We start from the raw sequence: 19,193 nt of genomic DNA, 5'->3' as shown, positions 1-19,193 counted from the left end.
CCCACTCTTTTAGCAACGGTTTTATCTCCATGATTACCAAAAAAATTATAACATAACCGTAGTTATGTGACAAGTGCCAGAGCTTGACTACTGTGGTTCAGATTAAAACAGAGACAGCTGATTACTCTCTGGCAGACCTCGAAAGCATCCCATCTGGGACAGCATTTCGACAATCGTTTTACTAGCCTTCGATTTCTGTTGAAAATCCTCAACGGACAAAAATTCACCTTGTTCACGGGCAGCTGCGATGTTACGTGCTGCATTATCTCCAATACCCTGAAGAGCTCCGAACGGAGGAATGAGCGAGTCCCCATCCACTTTGAAACGAGTAGCTTCGGAACGGTACAAATCAATGGATTTAAAACTAAACCCGCGAGCCGTCATTTCCAAAGCCATCTCCAGGATTGGAAGCATCCCTTTTTCTTTAGGTGGCGCCTGAAAACCAAGCTGCTCAATTTCGACAATCTTCCGTGCGATCGCATCATACCCCTGACAGCACAGGTCAATATCAAAATCGGCTGCACGTACTGAGAAGTAAGTTGCATAATACTCGATCGGATGATACAGCTTGAAATATGCTGTACGCACGGCTGAAATAACATAGGCTGCAGCATGCGCCTTCGGGAACATGTACTGGATTTTTAGACAGGAATCAATGTACCACTGCGGCACCTTGCATTTTTTCATTTCTTCAATCCATTCGGCACTAAGTCCTTTACCTTTACGTACGCTCTCCGTAATTTTAAAGGCCAGACCTGCATCCATCCCCGCCTTGTAAATCAAAAACAGCATGATATCATCCCGACAACCAATTACGGTCTTGATGTTACATGTATTATTTTTAATCAACTCTTGTGCATTCCCTAGCCATACACCCGTCCCGTGAGACAAACCGGATATTTGCAGTAAATCGGCAAAAGAACTCGGCTGCGACTCTACCAGCATCTGGCGTACAAATTTTGTCCCCATCTCTGGTACACCATAGGTGGCGACAGGCGTGCGAATCTGCTGCGGTGTTACACCGAGTGCCTCCGTGGAATTGAACATGCTCATCACCTTGGGATCATTCATTGGAATGGTCGTAGGGTCAACCCCGGTCAAATCCTGAAGCATTCTCATCATGGTCGGATCATCATGGCCCAGAATATCGAGCTTGAGTAAGTTCGCATCAAAAGCGTGATAATCAAAATGCGTCGTTTTCCATTCCGAGCTCGTATCATCAGCCGGATACTGCACCGGTGTAATGTCCTCGACCTCAATATAATCGGGAACAACAACGATCCCGCCCGGATGCTGTCCGGTACTACGTTTTACACCCGTACAACCAGAAGCCAACCTGTTCAGCTCGGCTCCACGCCATTTTTTATGATGTGCCTCTTCATATTTTTTGGCAAAGCCAAACGCCGTTTTCTCAGCAACTGTACCAATGGTCCCTGCACGGAAAACACTTTTTTCACCAAACAGTACTTTTGTATAGTTATGGGCAACAGGTTGATATTCACCAGAGAAGTTCAAGTCAATATCGGGAACTTTATCTCCTTTAAAACCGAGGAACGTTTCAAAAGGTATATCCTGTCCCTCACCCTTGAGCTTGCCACCGCAATTCGGACAGTTTTTATCTGGCAAGTCAAAACCGCTCGGCACACTTCCATCCAAAAACCATTCGCTGTGTCTACATTCAGAATTACCGCAAATATAATGGGCGGGCAGTGGATTTACCTCAGAAATACCGAGAAAAGTAGCAACTACAGAAGAACCAACAGAACCCCGTGAACCTACCAAGTATCCATCCTGATTAGACTTTTTAACCAGACGTTCAGAAATGAGATAGTTAGCGGAGAAACCATATTTAATAATAGGTTCCAATTCTTTTTCAAGGCGAGCTACAACAACCTCAGGTAAGGATTCACCATAAATGGATCGAGCCGTCTCATAGCATGTATTACGAATTTCCTCGTCTGCTCCGTCCAGCAATGGCGTAAAAAGCTTGTCGGGGAACAGTTCCAGTTCTTCAAAACGCTCTGCCAGCTCACTAGTGTTTTTCACAACGACTTCATACGCTTTTTCCTCACCCAAAAACTCGAACTCTGCCAGCATTTCATCCGTTGTCCGCAAATGAGCATCTGGCTTTCGGATGTCCTTTAGCGGGCTAAAACCGGTAATGCCATGAATAGTAATATCACGGTACAGCTTATCGCGAGTTTCCAAATAGTGAACATTGCCTGTAGCAATTACGGGCTTATCAAGGCGTTTTCCTATGTCGCATACTTTGCGAATGGCCGTTTTTAGTGCATCAGGCCCGCTTACAAGCTGCTTTTCCACCAGATGCATATACATCGTCAAAGGTTGAATCTCCAGCACATCATAAAACTGTGCAATCTCCTCGGCTTCTTCCTCGGACTTGTTCAACACAGCCTCGAAGAATTCTCCTTTTTCACAGCCAGAAATAATAAGCAATCCGTCTCTCATCTCAGACAATTTCGATTTAGGAATACAAGGCACACGCTTGAAATATTCGGTATGAGACATGGAAACCAGCTTGTACAGATTTTTTTTACCAACCGGATTGAGAGCATAAATGCAGCAGTGGAAAGGACGAACAGTCGATAGATCCTTACCTACATAATCATTCAGACGATCGAGCATTTTTAATCCCTTAATTTGTTCCGCATCATTCAGCAAGCCATTCAGCACTTCAGTCAGTGCGACTGTATCGTCAATAGCACGGTGATGACTTTCTAGTGCCACTTTATATTTGCTCGTCAACGTATTCAGACGATGGTTTTTCATTGTTGGAAACAGTAAACGAGCCAGTTCGAGCGTATCCAGTACCGGATTGGTCATTTCGGGCAAACCCATCTTTCGAAGGGTGGCCTGGATAAAGCCGATATCAAACCGCGCATTATGGGCAACCAATACAGCATCGCCAGCAAAAGCTACGAACTCCTTCATAACAGGTTCCACATCCGGCGCATCCTTGACCATTTCATCGTTAATGTTGGTCAGTTGCTGAATGTTGTATGGTATACGTTCATGCGGATTGACAAAGGTTGCATAACGATCAATTTCCTTGCCCTCATGCATTTTAACAGCAGCAATCTCTATGATTTTATTTTGTGTAACTGATAGACCGGTGGTTTCAATATCAAAAACGACATAAGTCGCTGTTTTCAAATTTAATGGCTGTGCCTGCATTACAACCTCAACAGCATCATTAACCACATTGGCCTCAACACCGTAGATCATCTTAATGCCATTTTTCTTTGCAGCCTTAGCGGCATCAGGGTAGCATTGCACACCGCCATGATCGGTGACCGCAATCGCCTTGTGCCCCCATTTGGCGGCTGTTTTGACATATTGATCAATCGAGGCGACAGCATCCATTGCACTCATCTTTGTGTGCAGATGAAACTCAACCCGTTTTTCCGCTGCATTATCCTTACGTCCGGGTGGAGCCTGTACTTCAACTAGATCGGAAGGAATCATAACCAGCTCGGGAATTTGCATAAAACGGTCATATTCAACTCTTCCCCGCACTTTGACCCATTTACCATTAGCCAACAGACTGAGAATTTTTAGATCTTCTTTAGTTTTAGCAAACATTTTCATTTGCAGGGAATCACTAAAGTCGGTCAAATAATACGTAAACAATGTACTGCCATTGCGCAATTCTTTACTGTCCAAACCGAAGATTGTTCCTTGTAGGGTGACTTTCTTTTCTTCGTCCTGAATCTCTTGCATCGGAATAGCCGGTTCTTTGATGTCATAACCAAATTGAAGCCGTACGTCTCCTTCTTCTTCTTCCAAAGGCGGCATCTCGGATTCCATACTTTCCATCATCTGCTGAATAACTTCGCGTTCTTCTTGCATCTTCTTTTCCTGGAATTCCTGTAATGCCTCCTGGTTACTTTCACCCACCTGGACTTTAATGCGCATAGAGATCCCAAAATATTTATCGTAAAACTTAATAATAGCTTGATCTATCTGCTTTTTGCGCGCCAGTTCCAATGACATACTATCGCTCATTGTTAGTAATAATAGACCGTCTTCCCACTCATGCACAGCCCGGTTCATCCAACCGTTAACAGATGGAATTTCACGGTGCACCCACTCTAAAAAAAGCTTCCAGTATTCACCGATAATATCACCAGGTTGAACCTGCTCACTGTACTGAAAGCGGAATGTGATTTTAGCGATATGGCTCATTTTTTCCTGTACTTGAATACAGAACGTACGATACACCTGAGCGGGGACCAGTGTCTCTTTGGCAATAGTGATATTCCAATCCTTGTTGGTACGGCTAATCTCAACCTGATCAATCCAACCGTCCAAAAAATAAGGATCAACCACTCCCGCCGGCATTACAACCTGCTTCATCAGCAGCTCCAGCCGCTTTCTCTTTTCTTCAGCTCCGCCCATGGCTCTCCCCCCAATTTCCAATCTACCATTCTGAAAACATGAAAAGCTTCTGCGTCTAAAACATCTCCGACCGCAAAAGCTTTTCGTAGCCTTCTTCAACCCTCATCACAACGATATAGATAGTCCGGAATATTATCCCGTAACAGCTATTCCTGTTGGCGAAGAGAATGAAGTAAGTATAGGGTATTGCTCTTCTTTATTAGTACGCCCGTGCGAACACTACTGTATGCTTGGCTGGTTTGCCACAGCACAAACATGTGGTCTTTTGCTCAGTTGTTTTAAACGGTATGTTACGGCTTGTAGCGCCTGTCACTTCTTTAACTTTGTCTTCACATTCTTCAGATCCGCACCAACCAGCCAAAGTAAAGCCACGTTTTTCTTCCATGAGAGTCTTCATTTCATCCAACGTATCGACGGAATAGAAGTTTTCTTCCATGAAGTTCTTCGCACGGTCAAACATCTCTTGTTGTACCTGTGCGAGCATCGCGTGTACTTCTTCAAGCAGATTGTCCTGTTGTACAATTTTTTTCTCACCGCTGATACGGGATACGAGAACACAGACACCGTTTTCCATATCACGAGGGCCGATCTCCAGACGAACCGGTACACCGCGCATTTCATATTCATTAAATTTCCAGCCTGGACTTACATCACTGCGGTCGTCCATTTTAACACGGACACCCGCTTGTTTCAACTCAGCAAACAATTCATCTGCACGAGCGATAACTGCATCACGTTTCTTAGGTGGTCCAATAGGAACCATAATAACCTGCGTAGGTGCCACTTTAGGAGGCAGTGCGAGACCACGGTCATCTCCATGGACCATAATCAATGCACCGATCAAACGTGTACTTGTTCCCCAAGATGTCGTATGCGCGAATTCCAGGTTGTTTTCACGGCTCAAATATTTAATGTCAAATGCTACGGCAAAGTTAGTTCCCATATAGTGGGATGTTCCAGCTTGTACCGCACGTCCATCTCTCATCATCGCTTCCAGTGAAAATGTATCCTTCGCACCTGCGAACTTTTCAGAAGGTGTTTTCTGTCCAGTTATAACCGGAATAGCTAGAACTTCCTCGATGACCTCACGATAAACTTCCAGCATTTTCATCGTTTCTTCACGTGCTTCTTCTTCTGTTTCATGAGCTGTGTGACCTTCTTGCCACAAAAATTCACTTGTTCGCAAGAAAGGCAGCGTACGTTTTTCCCAACGCACCACATTAGCCCATTGGTTAATGAGCACAGGCAGATCACGATAGGATTGAATCCATTTGGAGTACATATGACCGATCATGGTTTCCGAAGTTGGACGGATTGCGAGACGCTCTTCCAGCTTTTCCCCACCAGCCTCAGTCACCCATGGCAGTTCAGGATTAAATCCCTCAACATGCTCTTTTTCTTTTTGGAAAAAGCTTTCTGGGATAAACATTGGAAAATAAGCATTGCGATGTCCCGTTTCTCTGAAACGTACGTCCATAGCTTCCTTAATGTGCTCCCAAATCTCAAAACCATCGGGACGGAATACAATACACCCGCGAACCGGCGAGTAATCCATCAGTTCTGCTTTTTTAATAACATCAATATACCATCGGGAAAAATCTTCGCTCTGCGGCGTGATTTCCTCGACAAACTGTTTATCGTTCGACATAGAAATGCATGTCCTCCCATACAGACCATTTTTATAATGTCCGTCTCTAATTAACCATTAATTAAGCGTAAAATATCGTTATACGTGACCGCAATCATAAGTAGGAATAGCATAGCAAAACCAACGAAATGGACCATTCCTTCCCTGCTCGGATCAACAGGACGTCCTCTTACCGCCTCAACCCCAAGGAAAACAAGTCTACTTCCATCCAAAGCCGGAATAGGCAATAGATTGAATATCCCCAGATAAAGACTCATGATCGCAGTCCAATATGTCAACTGCTCAATGCCTTGCTTAGCAATTTGTCCCGTCACTTCAAAAGTACGTACGGGGCCTCCCAGGTCATTGATAGAAAAACGTTGGATAAGCTGGCTAAATCCTTGAAAAATAATATCTGTCGTTCTGACCATGGATTGTCCGGCAAATTTGAATGTTTCCCCAACACCTGCTTGGCGTTTTGGAAGTTCAGGCACAATGCCCACCTTGCCACCCTTTTGTCCTTCCATTGCACGAGGTGTAATGGTAAGATCAAAGGTTTTATCATCACGGCGAACTGTCCACTTCATCGGCTTGTCTTGAGAATCTGCAATCAGCTTGATCATGTTTTCAACATTCGCACCAATTACAACTCCGTTCACCGATTCAATGATATCTCCCTTATGCAAATCAGCTTCAGCAGCAGGCATACCCGCTGTAATTTCACTAATTTGAACATAAGTTGGGTTGTCCACTTGTATGCCGACCATCTGGATATGCAGACCAAACAGAATAAAGGCAAGAATAAAATTCATCAGTGGTCCAGCAAATATAGCCATCGCACGCTGTCCCACTGTTTTACTCCCATACTGTCGATCCTTCGGTGCAATTTGAATGGATTGTCCTTTGGTTACCATCATCGCTTGTGGGTGCACAGTATATTGCTGATCTTCGCCATCCACATCTAATTTTACAGTTAGCGCTTGTTCCAGATCAATATCCAACACTTCACCGCGCACAACATTCTTGCGGTTATCCAGTTGGTCCAAATAGATGGTCTTAACGACGCCATCTGTTACGCGTACAGCAATCGTTTGTCCGGTTTCAATTTCATTGACCTCCGGATCCTCTCCCGCCATGCGGGCAAAACCACCGAACGGCAGCAACCGTAGTGTAAATCGTGTCTCGTTTCTTTTATAAGAGAACAGTTTCGGACCGAAACCGATCGCAAACTCCCGTACCAGAATCCCGGCGCGTTTGGCAAAATAATAATGCCCCCATTCATGCACCGTCACTATGACGAAAAACATGAGCACCGTCATCAACACTATTTGAATCGTTTCCAATCGTTTCCGTTCCCCTTTCAATGAGATCAAGTTTGTCTTCCTAGATTATCATTATTCTCTGAACCCGCACAAGAGAATCACAATTCGTTCTTGACCCCAACATTAGCCTACAACTTCGCAGCTATACTACGAGTTTCGCGGTCACAGGTTTCAATCGCAGACAAATCAGGATCAGCCATATTGACATGCTGTTCGAGCACCTGTTCAATAATAGCTTCAATATGCAGAAAAGAAATTTCTCCACGCAAGAAACGGGCAACAGCAATCTCATTAGCAGCATTAAATGCGGTCGGTGCTGTACCACCCATTTTACCACATTCGAAGGCAAGCCTTAAACAAGGAAAACGATTAAAATCCATTTCCTTAAAGTGGAGTTTTCCCACTTCAGCCAGTGACAAAGGCTTTGCCGGAGACTTCATTCGCTCAGGGTAAGTCAATGCATATTGAATGGGTACTCTCATGTCCGGGTTCCCAAGTTGAGCAACAATGCTTGTATCCTGAAACTCGACGTAGGAGTGAATAATGCTTTCCGGATGAAGCAACACATGGATCTGCTCATAGGTAAGTCCGAACAGCCAATGTGCCTCAATGACTTCCAGCCCTTTGTTTACCATCGTTGCTGAATCAATTGTAATTTTGGCCCCCATTGACCAATTAGGATGCTTAAGTGCATCTTCCACAGTAACTTCACGCAGCTGTTCCCTTGTCAAATCTCGAAAAGAACCGCCTGATGCTGTGAGGGTAATATGTGCCACATCTTTCATACGCTCACCATTCAGACATTGGAAAATAGCTGAATGCTCACTGTCAATCGGCAGCAACGGCACTCCTTTCGCCCGAGCTCGCGCAGTGACCAGATGACCAGCAGTAACCAGTGTTTCCTTGTTAGCCAAACCGATCTGTTTTCCAGCCTCAATCGCGGCCAGCGTGGAGTGCAATCCGACACTGCCCATTACAGCCGTCACAACCATATCCGCCTCTGTATTCGCGGCCAGCTCAACAAGTCCTTCATTTCCCCAGTGTAGTTCGATTCCAGAAGGCAGTAAAGGACGAATTTCATCCGCTAACTGCTGAGTACCGACAGACACTTTTTTAGGATGATAGAGATGTGCTTGCTCAGCAAGTAACTTTACATTGGAGCCGCCTGCTAAAGCCTCAACAGTGAACTGATCTGGGTGCATGGACACCACATCCAGTGTTTGAGTTCCAATAGAGCCGGTTGAACCAAGTACCGTAATTCTTTTCATGATGCACCTTCCTATCCTGAAAATCACTTTTATCAGGAGCTCATTGTTTGTTACCCAGGCAACTATACAGCTGCTACCATCCTTCTAATAGCGCAGGAGGAACAACATAAAGGTTGATCCTGAGCATAAGTTGTAATTACCAGACTCATGGAAGCAGCATCAGCATATGTACAAATGGAAAAACGACAATCCAGCTGTCGCAGCGGTCTAGTATACCACCGTGTCCTGGCAGCAGATTACCAGAATCTTTAATGCCGTACACTCGTTTGTATGCAGATTGTACCAAATCGCCCAGTTGTCCCACAACAGCACATGACAAACCGATGCCGAAGGCTTTACCCCAGGGCAGCAGTCCACCTGATAATCCAGCGAATACCAGAGCTATAACCAAAGCTAAAACAACTCCGCCAATGGACCCTTCGACCGTTTTGTTTGGACTAATCGCAGGCCATAGCTTCGTCTTTCCTACCATTTTGCCTACAAAATATGCCCCTGCATCACTTGCCCAAATACAAGACAACAACAAAAAAGTCCATAACAGTCCATGTTCCATATGACGTGATTCTGCAATATACGAAAATCCAAATCCTATATATACAGTACCAAGAAATAGTATAGCTACCGTTTGAATTGGGATTTTATTTTTCGTTCCTACCGTGATCATCATAAACGCTATCATTACCAACCAAAGCAAACTGGCAAAGGATAGCGGTGTGTGTAAACCCAGAGGTTGATATGGGAATACAAATGCTAATATGCTTACGTAGCCAAGCAGTGCCGTACCTCCAAAAGGAGATACCTGCGTCATTCGCGCGAACTCATAAAATCCGATTAGGGCCATCACCAATATAAGCAAATGGTAGGCCAAGCCGCCCCACAGGACCATTGCCAAAAAGAATATGCCTGCCAGAATACCGGTAATTAATCTCTGTCTCAACGGCTTTCATCCTCCATTTACTTCAGTCCGCCATACCGTCGTGATCTTTTCTGATATTCGATCACTGCTTCGTATAAATGCTCTTTTTTAAACTCGGGCCAATAAATATCAGTAAACCACAACTCACTATATGCAAGCTGCCAAAGCATAAAATTACTGAGTCTAAGTTCCCCGCTTGTTCGAATCAATAAATCAGGATCTGGCATACCAGTAGAAAGCAACGTGTTGCCAATTAGCTCAGATGTTATATCTTCCGGCTTCAGCTTTCCATCCTCAATTTGTCGGCCCAATGCTTGCATGCACTCTGTGATTTCCAACCGACTGCCATAATTTAATGCAAAATTAAGTACAAGTCCGGTATTATTTTCAGTACGTCGAGTCGCTTCAGTCAGCGCTTCAACGGTATGGGAAGGTAAATGTTCCTTGTTCCCCATCATACGCACTTGCACATTTTTTTCAATCAGCTCATCCAGCTCAATTGCCAAAAATTCTTGAGGCAATTTCATTAGAAAATCAACTTCGTCCTTTGGACGCGTCCAATTCTCAGTTGAAAAAGCAAATAAAGTTAAATACTTAATACCCAGTTCATCCGCTGCAATTGCTGTGCGTTTCACTGCCTTCATTCCATTTTGATGCCCTACAATCCGCGGCATTCCAATCCGTTTGGCCCATCTGCCGTTCCCATCCATGATGACAGCAACATGCTGCGGAATATTGTCTTTTGAAATGGCCGGTGTTTGCTGTTTTTGTTCCCCGTTCCACCAAGACCGAACCCGTTTGATCATTCCAGTTCCTCCAGCATTCTCTGAAAATGTGCCTCAGGCTTGAAAAGAGACAAACCCCACCGTAAGGGAGGGGCTGCCAATCTTTTTAAACTTCCATAATTTCTTTTTCTTTTGCAGCTAAAACTTTATCCACTTCAGCGATAAACTTATCAGTCGTCTTCTGGATATCTTCCTGATGCTTACGAGATTCGTCCTCGGAAATATCACTTTTCTCCATTTTTTTAATATCATCGTTTGCATCACGACGAATGTTACGAATAGCGATTTTCGCTTCTTCACCGCTCTTTTTCGTCAGCTTCACCAAATCAGTTCTACGCTCCTCCGTTAAAGCAGGAATACTCAGACGAATGGTGTTACCATCATTCGAAGGTGTCAAACCTAAATCGGATTTTTGGATAGCGCGTTCGATATCAGCCAAAGAAGATTTGTCCCAAGGCTGAATCATCAAGGTCCGACTGTCAGGTGTATTGATATTCGCCAGCTGATTGACTGGAGTCATTGCGCCGTAATATTCAACCTGCACACGGTCCAGTAATGCTGGTGTTGCCCGTCCTGCACGCAAAGATGAAAGATCACGTTGCAATGCCTGGATTGCTTTTTGCATGCGCTCTTCAGCGCTCTTTTTCACAGATTGTGGCATTAATTTACACTCCCTTTGACGATCGTACCAATTTTTTCACCCAGTACGACACGTTTAATGTTCCCTTGCTCTGTAATAGCAAAGACAATCAACGGAATATTGTTGTCCATGCACAGCGAGGAAGCTGTAGAATCCATGACACCAAGATTTTTGTTAAGCACATCCAAATACGTGAGCTGCTCATATTTTTCAGCTGTGCTATCTTTAAACGGATCGGCGGAGTACACACCATCTACTTTATTTTTAGCCATCAGAATTACTTCTGCTTCGATCTCAGCGGCACGCAAAGCAGCTGTAGTATCAGTCGAGAAGAACGGATTACCCGTACCTGCAGCAAAAATTACGACCCGACCTTTTTCCAGATGACGAATAGCTCTACGGCGAATGTAAGGTTCTGCAATCTGTTGCATTGCGATGGACGTTTGTACACGCGTAGGCACTTCAATCTGTTCCAAAGCATCCTGTAGAGCCAATGAGTTCATCACGGTTGCAAGCATACCCATGTAATCTGCCGTTGCCCGGTCAATCCCTTTGGCACTTCCAGCAATACCACGCCAGATATTACCGCCTCCGCACACAATAGCAACTTCTACTCCTAGTTCCACCACGTCCTTAACTTGTTCAGCAATCGACGCAATTGTATCCGCATCAATACCGTAACCGTTAGGACCTGACAGCGACTCCCCACTAACTTTCAGAACAACACGTTTAAATACAGGTTTTTCCAAATGATCACCCTCCAATTTCATATATTATTTATGTAACAGGATAGGTGTCCTGTTGCAAGAAATGGAACACTGATGTGTTCCATTTCTGTTTATTCATATGCATTTACCGATCGTTGGTAATTATTGTTTCACTTGAGACATAACTTCTTCGTAGAAGTTGTCTTCTTTTTTCTCCAGACCTTCACCCAATTCGAAACGAACAAAGCGGCGTACGGAGATGTTTTCACCAATCGTACTGATTTTCTCGTTGATCAGTGTGGAGATTGTTTTGTCTGGATCTTTAATGAAAGATTGCTCCAGCAAGCAGAATTCTTCGTAGAATTTACCGATGCGGCCTTCAACCATTTTTTCAACGATTTTTTCTGGTTTACCTTCGTTCAAAGCTTGTGCTTTCAGGATTTCTTTTTCTTTTTCAATCTCTTCCTGTGGCACTTCTTCGCGACGAACATAACGAGGGTTCGATGCAGCGATATGCATTGCAATGTCACGAACAAAATCTTTGAACTGGTCAGTTTTCGCTACGAAGTCTGTTTCGCAGTTTACTTCTACCAGCACGCCGATACGGCCGCCAGCATGGATGTAGGATTCAACAACGCCTTCAGTAGCAATACGGCCTGCTTTGTTGGCTGCAGCTGCAAGTCCTTTTTCACGCAGAACTTCAACCGCTTTTGTCAAATCACCATTTGCTTCTTCAAGCGCTTTTTTACAATCCAGCATTCCTGCGCCTGTTTTTTCACGAAGCTCTTTTACTGCGCTAGCATTAACTGCCATATTATTTCCCTCCAAATTTAATTTTCAGTTGTATATACGAGCTTTATTCCTTAAAAAAAGGGTAGTGAGAGGTTTTCCACCTACCAACCACCCTTTTCATTTAATTCGTATAGGTATTTCCGATCGGAAATATTATGCTGTAGTTTCTTCGCCTTGGTTAGCTTCCATAACTGCATCAGCCATTTTACCTGTCAGCAATTTAACAGCGCGGATCGCGTCGTCATTACCTGGGATAACATAGTCGATTTCGTCTGGATCGCAGTTTGTATCAACGATACCTACGATTGGGATACCCAATTTGCGAGCTTCAGCAACCGCGATACGTTCTTTGCGCGGATCAATGATGAACAGAGCACTTGGAAGGCCCTTCATGTTTTTGATACCACCCAAGAATTTTTCAAGACGATCTTTTTCTTTGCGAAGAATGATAACTTCTTTTTTAGGAAGAACAGCAAATGTACCATCTTCTTCCCAAGCTTCCAATTGTTTCAAACGATCAATACGTTTTTGAATGGTTTGGAAGTTAGTCAGTGTACCACCCAACCAGCGTTGGTTGATGTAGAATTGACCAGCGCGAGCTGCTTCTTCTTTAACGGAATCTTGTGCTTGTTTCTTCGTGCCTACGAACAGGATTGTACCATTCTCAGCTGCAATGCTTTTTACGAAGTTGTAAGCTTCCTCAACCTTTTTCACTGTCTTTTGCAAGTCAATGATGTAAATACCGTTTCTTTCAGTGAAGATATAACGATCCATTTTCGGGTTCCAGCGACGTGTTTGGTGACCAAAGTGAACCCCAGCTTCCAAAAGCTGTTTCATGGAGATTACTGCCATCTTCACGCACCTCCTAAGTTTGGTTTTTTTGTGTGTCCTCCGCCGACATCATTTTTTATAAAGACTTCCTATTGGAAGCACCCTCTATAAAATTAACCGACGTGCGTTTTTAACACCGTCAATTAATATACCATAACACTTGCAGCGTTGCAACCAGCTTTTCGACAATAGTCGAAACCGTGTGAAAAACGTCCGTACACTTCCATCTGCCTGGCTTCTTAGCAAAATGTTTGTGAAAATAAAGTGTTAGACTCTCGCACTGCATTGAACGGGCAGGATAGTTCCAATATGTGCCCTATTAGCCGCATCTGTGCTAGTCTTTTATATATAGACGACGCCATGCTGGGCGTACCAGCAAAAAGCCTTGACCGACTAACGGCCAAGGCTTTTTGCACACGAATAAAATCGTACCGATTCGCGATTAGTGACCCATCATCGCCGGGTCCGGGTTGTCCCCGTCGGCGGTACCTTCTTCCTACTGCTGCGGTTTACGCAAAAGGAGCGACAGTGCTACAGCCGCAGCCGTAAGGCACGCGGATAGGAAAAACGTATCGCCATAACCCGTAACGACAGCATTCAGCGGATTCGCGTCCGCTCCCGCATTTGCGGTGTGGGAAGTGATTTGCGACGGCAGATAACCCGTCAGACCCACGACCGCAACGAGAGAACAACTTGCTGAGCTGCTGTTGTCAATGGTGTGACTCGGCTCACCAGGCGGTGAGGTGCAGAGTTCAGAACATGCGTGTTGAGCGGCATCATGGAGAAGCCCATTCCGAGACCCATGGTGCAGATGCATAAGATAATAACTCAGAGCGAAGGATCTACAGATATATTGGACAAGATGAATAGAGAAATGGATAGGACGGCAAGACCGGCGAAGGCGAGCGGACGCGCGCCGATTTTGTCGAACAGCCGGCCGCTGATCGGGTTGCGCATAACGCATAAGGCATCAGGATCCAGCCGGTTTCAAGGACGGTGTAGTGCATGACGCCTTGCAGGTACAGCGGTACGATCAGCATTGCGCCGAACAACGCGAGCTGTACGATCCACGTCAAGATGATGCTGCGTGTAAAATCAGACGATTTGAACGCCTTCAGCTCCAGCAGCGGCTGCTTCTGTGCCAGTTCCACGAAGATGAAAAGGATGAGCGCAATGCCGCCGATGGTCAAGCCCGTGATCGTCGAAGCCTTGGACCAGCTGGTGCCGACTTCGCTTACACCATACGCCAGCATGGAGAAGGCGATTGGCGCGGGCACATGCCGATGACGTCCAGATTCGGCGCCTCATGACGGCCGGATTTCGGCAAATATTTATACCCGAGAATTAAGGCGATAATGCCCCCTTCTCGGTAGAGCTACATTGATCCGGATTGGGGGCAGTTTTAACAATACATCGTGGTGCAAGCCGCCATGAGATGAACTTTGAATTCTTCAGGGGTCTTTTTTTATGTCCACTAGCTCTGAATTGCAATAGACTATGTTGTGAGCCATTATGGGGGGCATTCCCGCTTTTGAACTAAACACTAAGAAAATTCTTTATTCGCATCGAAAAAAATAAAAAGCCGTCCTCTTCCCGATTAGGTCAGTTGGACGGCTTCTTCGTTATTTTAGTAATAATAGAACTGAAATCCTCACCTTTAGCAAACTGATAGGTGCCTGTACGAATTTTGGTATTGATTTTTTTAGCCTTAGCTGCTGCCTCAAATGCACTAGCATCCGATACGACTCCAGCCCGTTCCAATCCAGATGCCACACTTCTTAAATTACTCCCCGATGCAATGCTATATTGCACTTGTGGGGTGGCAGGCTGCTTGGGAATATCGGGAGTGGTTGTAGTGCCAGCTCTTTGAGTTTGTGGCTTGTTCGGACTTTGTGGTACCGACGTGCTAGTCGAAGGCTTAGAAGCAGCCGAGGATGTGCTGTTTGCAGGTACCTTTGGTGTTGAAGGCGTTTGAGCTGGTTTAGCCTTTTGAGGTGCAACGGGAGTCTTGTTGCCTTCCTTGATCAGATTATTACGCCATTCCTCTTCTGTCATTTTCGGATCAGAACTGTCACTGATCTGAAGATTTAACTCGGCTGCTGCCTTCTCTAGTTGTTCTCGCGTCATGTTTTTCGGGTCTGTCGAAGATTGCTGTGACTGCCCCTGACCAATTATTGCCAGTTGCAACAACAATGCCCCCATTATAAGCCCCGTACCCATGCCTAACATAAATGAGCGGTTTTTGATCATGTCACATCCTCCCGTTCCGCGAGTTGTAATATGAGCTGTACTTCGCCCCGCTGGATGCCTGATTGCTTGGCTATATAATCCACCGACTTGCCTTGCTCATGCATCGCGAACAACTCTTGATAACGATCTCGGATGGACTCTTGTTCCTGCTCAGTTTGAGGCTCTTGCAATGCCGTTTGCTCCTCCAAAGTTACGATAGAAGCTTCTGAATCTGAGTTTGGCATAGAGATGGTCGCAAGCATTGCCTGACGCTCAAGCTCCACAATACGATTCCGAAGCTCAGCTACTTGCTCCTGTAATGCTGCCTGCTTAACCGCGTGCTCCTGCTTCATACCAGATACGAGTTCAATCAACTCGTCATTGTCGTTTTCAATATCGGCCATATATTGCTCCAATGTAGCCTCAACCTTTTGAACGACGGCCTCTTCTGTTCCCCGGCTTGGCTGGCGCTTTGGCATAAGCCAGGCGTAGACAACAGCTGCGGCTCCCAGCAGAACAATATAAATCCATGGTTGATCCACTGCCCATCGTCTCCTTTTATAACGCTTCTCCACCCATCGGATCAGAGCGAAAAATCAATATGATGTCCCTTATACGGATGCTCTGCCGGATGCTCCTTAGGCAGCTCAGTCTCATCTGAGCGGGAGCGACTCTGCTGGGAAGAATCTCTACTCTGCTCACCTGTTTGCCTCTCACCGACGAATGTTTCTGCAGACTGGTCTATGGCACCGCTTCGCTGACGCATGTTCTCCGTCTCCAGCGCAGTCTTTTGTCCAAGTAATGCCTGGTCATTCATCGGTCGCTGCTGAAACTCACTATGGTATTTCCCTGCTTCACTAGTGCGAGGTACAGCAATTTGCAATTCAACAGCCTTCAAGCTCATTGGACCACACCCTTTCCGATTGGGCATCCGTATCAGACTACCGAGAAATATAATAAATTGAATTATTATCAGTGTAATGAATTACATGTAGGAGGACATGCGGATATCTCCCTCATGGTAATAAAACGCCATTCTTTCCAAAGAATCTTTAATAAATTTTGTATATCTGCCGATAACTATCTTAGAGCCACCATAAATCACATTTTTCACTTCTACCCGGGCGCGGCTCGTATCTTCTAAAGTTCGTTCTATTTCAAGCATTCTGGACTTGGTTTCCAAAAGTTCCTGTTCATTAGATTTTTTAGTAGATGTCAGCTTGATTCGCATAGCCATTCTGTCAGGTGCAAGCTGTCCGGCAGCCGCTAGCTGATCCAATATCGTGAGAGCCTTGTTCGTTTTATCCTGGCTGTCTGTCTGTTGCTTCAACCGTGCACGGAGTTCTGTCAGTTCATCACGCAGTTCGGGAAGCACACCCACTTCAATATTGGTAGCTGTGGACATCGTATTACCGACGGTACGAGCCACTACCTTTTTACCAGCTTGTACACTGCCACCTACGATAAGCCCTTTTGTCCCTTCGCAGATTACATTATTACTCGCTTTGATCTGTGAATGCATGATGCTCTGTGATACAAGTACATCGGCTCCCGCGATCACGTTACCATCTTGTATAAACGAGCATTTCACATTTTGTGCGGCTTTCACGAATCCTTTATGGTATCCGATAATACCGCCGCTGATTTCCACTGAACCATCCGCCTCAATTTCAGCGCCTTCCACACCGCCAATGACACGAATGTCACCAGCCGCCCGAACGCGAAAACCTGTCAAGACATTCCCGCGAATGACGACGGTTCCAACAAAATCAATGTTACCGACGCTATAATCGACATCCCCATTCACTTCATACACAGGGAAGACATTAAGCTTGCCCTTTTCAGTTGTAGTCACTAAACCATCAATAGCCGCATACATCGCAACGCCTTCCGGATGGATCACTACATTTTTGCCAACTTTAAAACGCGCCTCTTTACCTGGAAGAAAAGGAATTTCCTCTCCGGTTACAGCAATCCCTGGTACACCTGGCAGAGGATCCACCCGTTCGGCAATCAGTTGTCCACGTTTTACATTTCTTAAACGAGTTAATTCTTTATAATCCACCCGTCCATCCACAGTTTCAAGTGGCTTATGTGCATCTTCACCGGTCACAATATCGGCCAGATTTATTTTCCCATCTGTACCATGAATCGGCTGCTTCCCCTGAGCAATCAGTAATTTCCCGAAGAAATGATCTTCCGGATTTGCCGCAAATGTGCGAATTGCATCGGTAATTACACCGTAGGATATTTTTTGGTTGCTTAGAAAACGTTCTAATTCTTGCACAGAACAGGCAAAGCCTTCTTCACGTTTGGCAAACTCCAAGTAGGCGGATTGTTTGTCAGGTGAGACAACCACTTTTAAAAACTGATCCAAAGCATACTGCTTCTCCACATGGGTGCTCCTTCCGTCTAACTGTTACTGTAACCTCCCGTACGTTAATCTTTACGCATTAGCAAATCCCGTTGTTTGTCCAGTGTCGCTCTCAGACGTAATATTGCTTTGGAATGCAACTGAGAAATTCGCGAAGGAGAAAGTGACATGACCTCAGCAATTTCGCTGAGTGACAGATCCTCGTAATACAATAAAGAAACAACGATACGCTCTTTTTCAGTTAATTTATCAATGCCTTGTGCCAAGGCATCACGAAGTGTGAATTCATTGACCTTATGGTCCGGATTTTTCGCCTTTTCGTCCACCAACAGGGAAAGCCGTGTTTCCGACTCTTCTTCGCGGATCGGGTCCTCCAGTGAAACAATCGACATCACGGCGACCTCCTGGATCATACTTTGAAACTCTTTCTCGGAGACGTCCAAATAATGACTCATCTCTTCGTCGCTTACTGTGCGTAAATATCTTTGTTCTAGATGTTGGTAGGCGTCTTCGATTTTTTTCGCTTTTTCCCTAACTGAACGAGGAACCCAATCTCCTTGACGAAGGCCATCCAAAATTGCTCCACGAACACGCCAAGAAGCATAAGTCTCAAACTGCAAACCACGCTCATAATCAAATTTCTCTAAAGCATCAATCAAACCCATAACACCGTTGCTCGCCAGATCATCCTTGGATACATTTTTAGGTAAGCCTACTGCAAGACGGCCCGACACATACTCCACAATATGAAGATACTTTTCAATTAACTGTTTCTTCGCTTCCTTGTCACCGTGTTCTTTCCATTGCTCCCACAGGTCGGAATGGTTCAAATGAGCGGCTTTTCGCTCGTTCATCGGCTTCACCCTCCTTATTTGTCTGTCAGGTGACGAACGGCCTTGGCCAATTCTTCAGGGTCCTTGTTGGAAACCAGCTTGGGTGGGTTTAAAGGTGCAAAACCATTATTCCCCTCGCCCGTCTGCTCTGGTTTCGGTTTCAGCAATTCATTCAGGTTTTCATTTTCGTCTGGTGTCGTCAGGTCCAGATTTCCCCCTACGCCATCTACCTGAGAGCTTGCCCGGTCTTGGGCATTACCCAGATCTGGCCGCGCTACCACACCCAGTGTCCAGCGCAGCACAAATGCAAGTAGGAACCAAAAAACGAAGGCGATTAAGCCACGAATTAAGCTCGTGGTCAGCAGATTGCTGCCAACGGACAACACAAAAGTCAGAATAAATCCGACTACTCCAGACCAAAGATTAATGCGTAAGCTACCAAATAACATG

Annotated in this window: 18 protein-coding genes; all 18 read right to left on the bottom strand. The window is 45.2% G+C overall.

What is annotated here, in order from left to right; genetic code table 11:
* Positions 1-102: 102 nt before the first annotated feature.
* Entirely contained in the window at positions 103-4,419 is a 4,317-nt protein-coding gene (locus EGM68_RS10305) for a PolC-type DNA polymerase III (protein WP_013370717.1), read from the bottom strand.
* Positions 4,420-4,618: 199 nt separating this feature from the next.
* On the bottom strand, positions 4,619-6,067 hold the full coding sequence (proS, locus tag EGM68_RS10300; protein WP_013370716.1) for a proline--tRNA ligase: 1,449 nt from the start codon (positions 6,065-6,067) through the stop codon (positions 4,619-4,621).
* A 50-nt stretch (positions 6,068-6,117) separates the two neighbouring features.
* Entirely contained in the window at positions 6,118-7,389 is a 1,272-nt protein-coding gene (rseP, locus tag EGM68_RS10295; protein ID WP_129550316.1) for an RIP metalloprotease RseP, read from the bottom strand.
* Positions 7,390-7,496: 107 nt separating this feature from the next.
* Positions 7,497-8,636, bottom strand: a complete 1,140-nt coding sequence (locus EGM68_RS10290) for a 1-deoxy-D-xylulose-5-phosphate reductoisomerase (protein WP_129549111.1) — start codon at positions 8,634-8,636, stop codon at positions 7,497-7,499.
* A gap of 145 nt (positions 8,637-8,781) precedes the next feature.
* Complete coding sequence (locus EGM68_RS10285) at positions 8,782-9,573, bottom strand: phosphatidate cytidylyltransferase (RefSeq protein WP_013370713.1); 792 nt, start codon at positions 9,571-9,573, stop codon at positions 8,782-8,784.
* Positions 9,574-9,590: 17 nt separating this feature from the next.
* Positions 9,591-10,358: an undecaprenyl pyrophosphate synthase gene (locus EGM68_RS10280; RefSeq protein ID WP_013370712.1), complete on the bottom strand. Its 768-nt coding sequence runs from the start codon at positions 10,356-10,358 to the stop codon at positions 9,591-9,593.
* Between the two features lie 85 nt (positions 10,359-10,443).
* A complete protein-coding gene (frr, locus tag EGM68_RS10275) occupies positions 10,444-10,998 on the bottom strand; it encodes a ribosome recycling factor (protein WP_013370711.1) in 555 nt (184 codons plus the stop codon).
* Positions 10,998-11,726 (bottom strand): UMP kinase, encoded by a 729-nt coding sequence (gene pyrH, locus EGM68_RS10270; RefSeq protein ID WP_013370710.1) that lies wholly within the window; start codon positions 11,724-11,726, stop codon positions 10,998-11,000. Before pyrH ends, frr begins: the two co-directional genes overlap by 1 nt.
* A 120-nt stretch (positions 11,727-11,846) precedes the next feature.
* Positions 11,847-12,497, bottom strand: coding sequence for a translation elongation factor Ts (gene tsf / locus EGM68_RS10265; protein WP_013370709.1), 651 nt, complete (start codon positions 12,495-12,497; stop codon positions 11,847-11,849).
* A 132-nt stretch (positions 12,498-12,629) separates the two neighbouring features.
* Positions 12,630-13,328, bottom strand: coding sequence for a 30S ribosomal protein S2 (rpsB, locus tag EGM68_RS10260; protein WP_013309916.1), 699 nt, complete (start codon positions 13,326-13,328; stop codon positions 12,630-12,632).
* Positions 13,329-13,803: 475 nt separating this feature from the next.
* Positions 13,804-14,124: a hypothetical protein gene (locus tag EGM68_RS10255; protein ID WP_240664149.1), complete on the bottom strand. Its 321-nt coding sequence runs from the start codon at positions 14,122-14,124 to the stop codon at positions 13,804-13,806.
* Positions 14,125-14,149: 25 nt separating this feature from the next.
* A complete protein-coding gene (locus tag EGM68_RS10250; protein ID WP_129549110.1) occupies positions 14,150-14,584 on the bottom strand; it encodes a hypothetical protein in 435 nt (144 codons plus the stop codon).
* A 325-nt stretch (positions 14,585-14,909) separates the two neighbouring features.
* Positions 14,910-15,557 carry an endolytic transglycosylase MltG gene (locus EGM68_RS10245; protein WP_129549109.1) on the bottom strand — a complete coding sequence of 216 codons (648 nt, stop codon included), beginning with the start codon at positions 15,555-15,557 and terminating at the stop codon, positions 14,910-14,912.
* Complete coding sequence (locus EGM68_RS10240) at positions 15,554-16,078, bottom strand: DUF6115 domain-containing protein (RefSeq protein ID WP_064963102.1); 525 nt, start codon at positions 16,076-16,078, stop codon at positions 15,554-15,556. The genes EGM68_RS10245 and EGM68_RS10240 overlap by 4 nt, the downstream gene beginning before the upstream one ends.
* A 41-nt stretch (positions 16,079-16,119) precedes the next feature.
* The gene (locus tag EGM68_RS10235) at positions 16,120-16,440 is read right to left on the bottom strand and encodes a hypothetical protein (protein WP_058710527.1); all 321 of its coding nucleotides are present in this window, start codon (positions 16,438-16,440) and stop codon (positions 16,120-16,122) included.
* An 81-nt stretch (positions 16,441-16,521) separates the two neighbouring features.
* Positions 16,522-17,931: a flagellar assembly protein A gene (locus tag EGM68_RS10230; RefSeq protein WP_129549108.1), complete on the bottom strand. Its 1,410-nt coding sequence runs from the start codon at positions 17,929-17,931 to the stop codon at positions 16,522-16,524.
* A 44-nt stretch (positions 17,932-17,975) separates the two neighbouring features.
* Complete coding sequence (locus tag EGM68_RS10225) at positions 17,976-18,764, bottom strand: FliA/WhiG family RNA polymerase sigma factor (RefSeq protein WP_025677638.1); 789 nt, start codon at positions 18,762-18,764, stop codon at positions 17,976-17,978.
* 14 nt (positions 18,765-18,778) lie between these two features.
* Entirely contained in the window at positions 18,779-19,192 is a 414-nt protein-coding gene (locus tag EGM68_RS10220) for a hypothetical protein (RefSeq protein ID WP_058710528.1), read from the bottom strand.
* Position 19,193: the final 1 nt, after the last annotated feature.

The sequence above is a fragment of the Paenibacillus sp. M-152 genome, from assembly GCF_003856555.1.
In the GTDB taxonomy this organism is placed as follows: Bacteria; Bacillota; Bacilli; order Paenibacillales; family Paenibacillaceae; genus Paenibacillus; species Paenibacillus polymyxa_C.
This window is presented reverse-complemented; position numbering and strand designations above follow the sequence as displayed.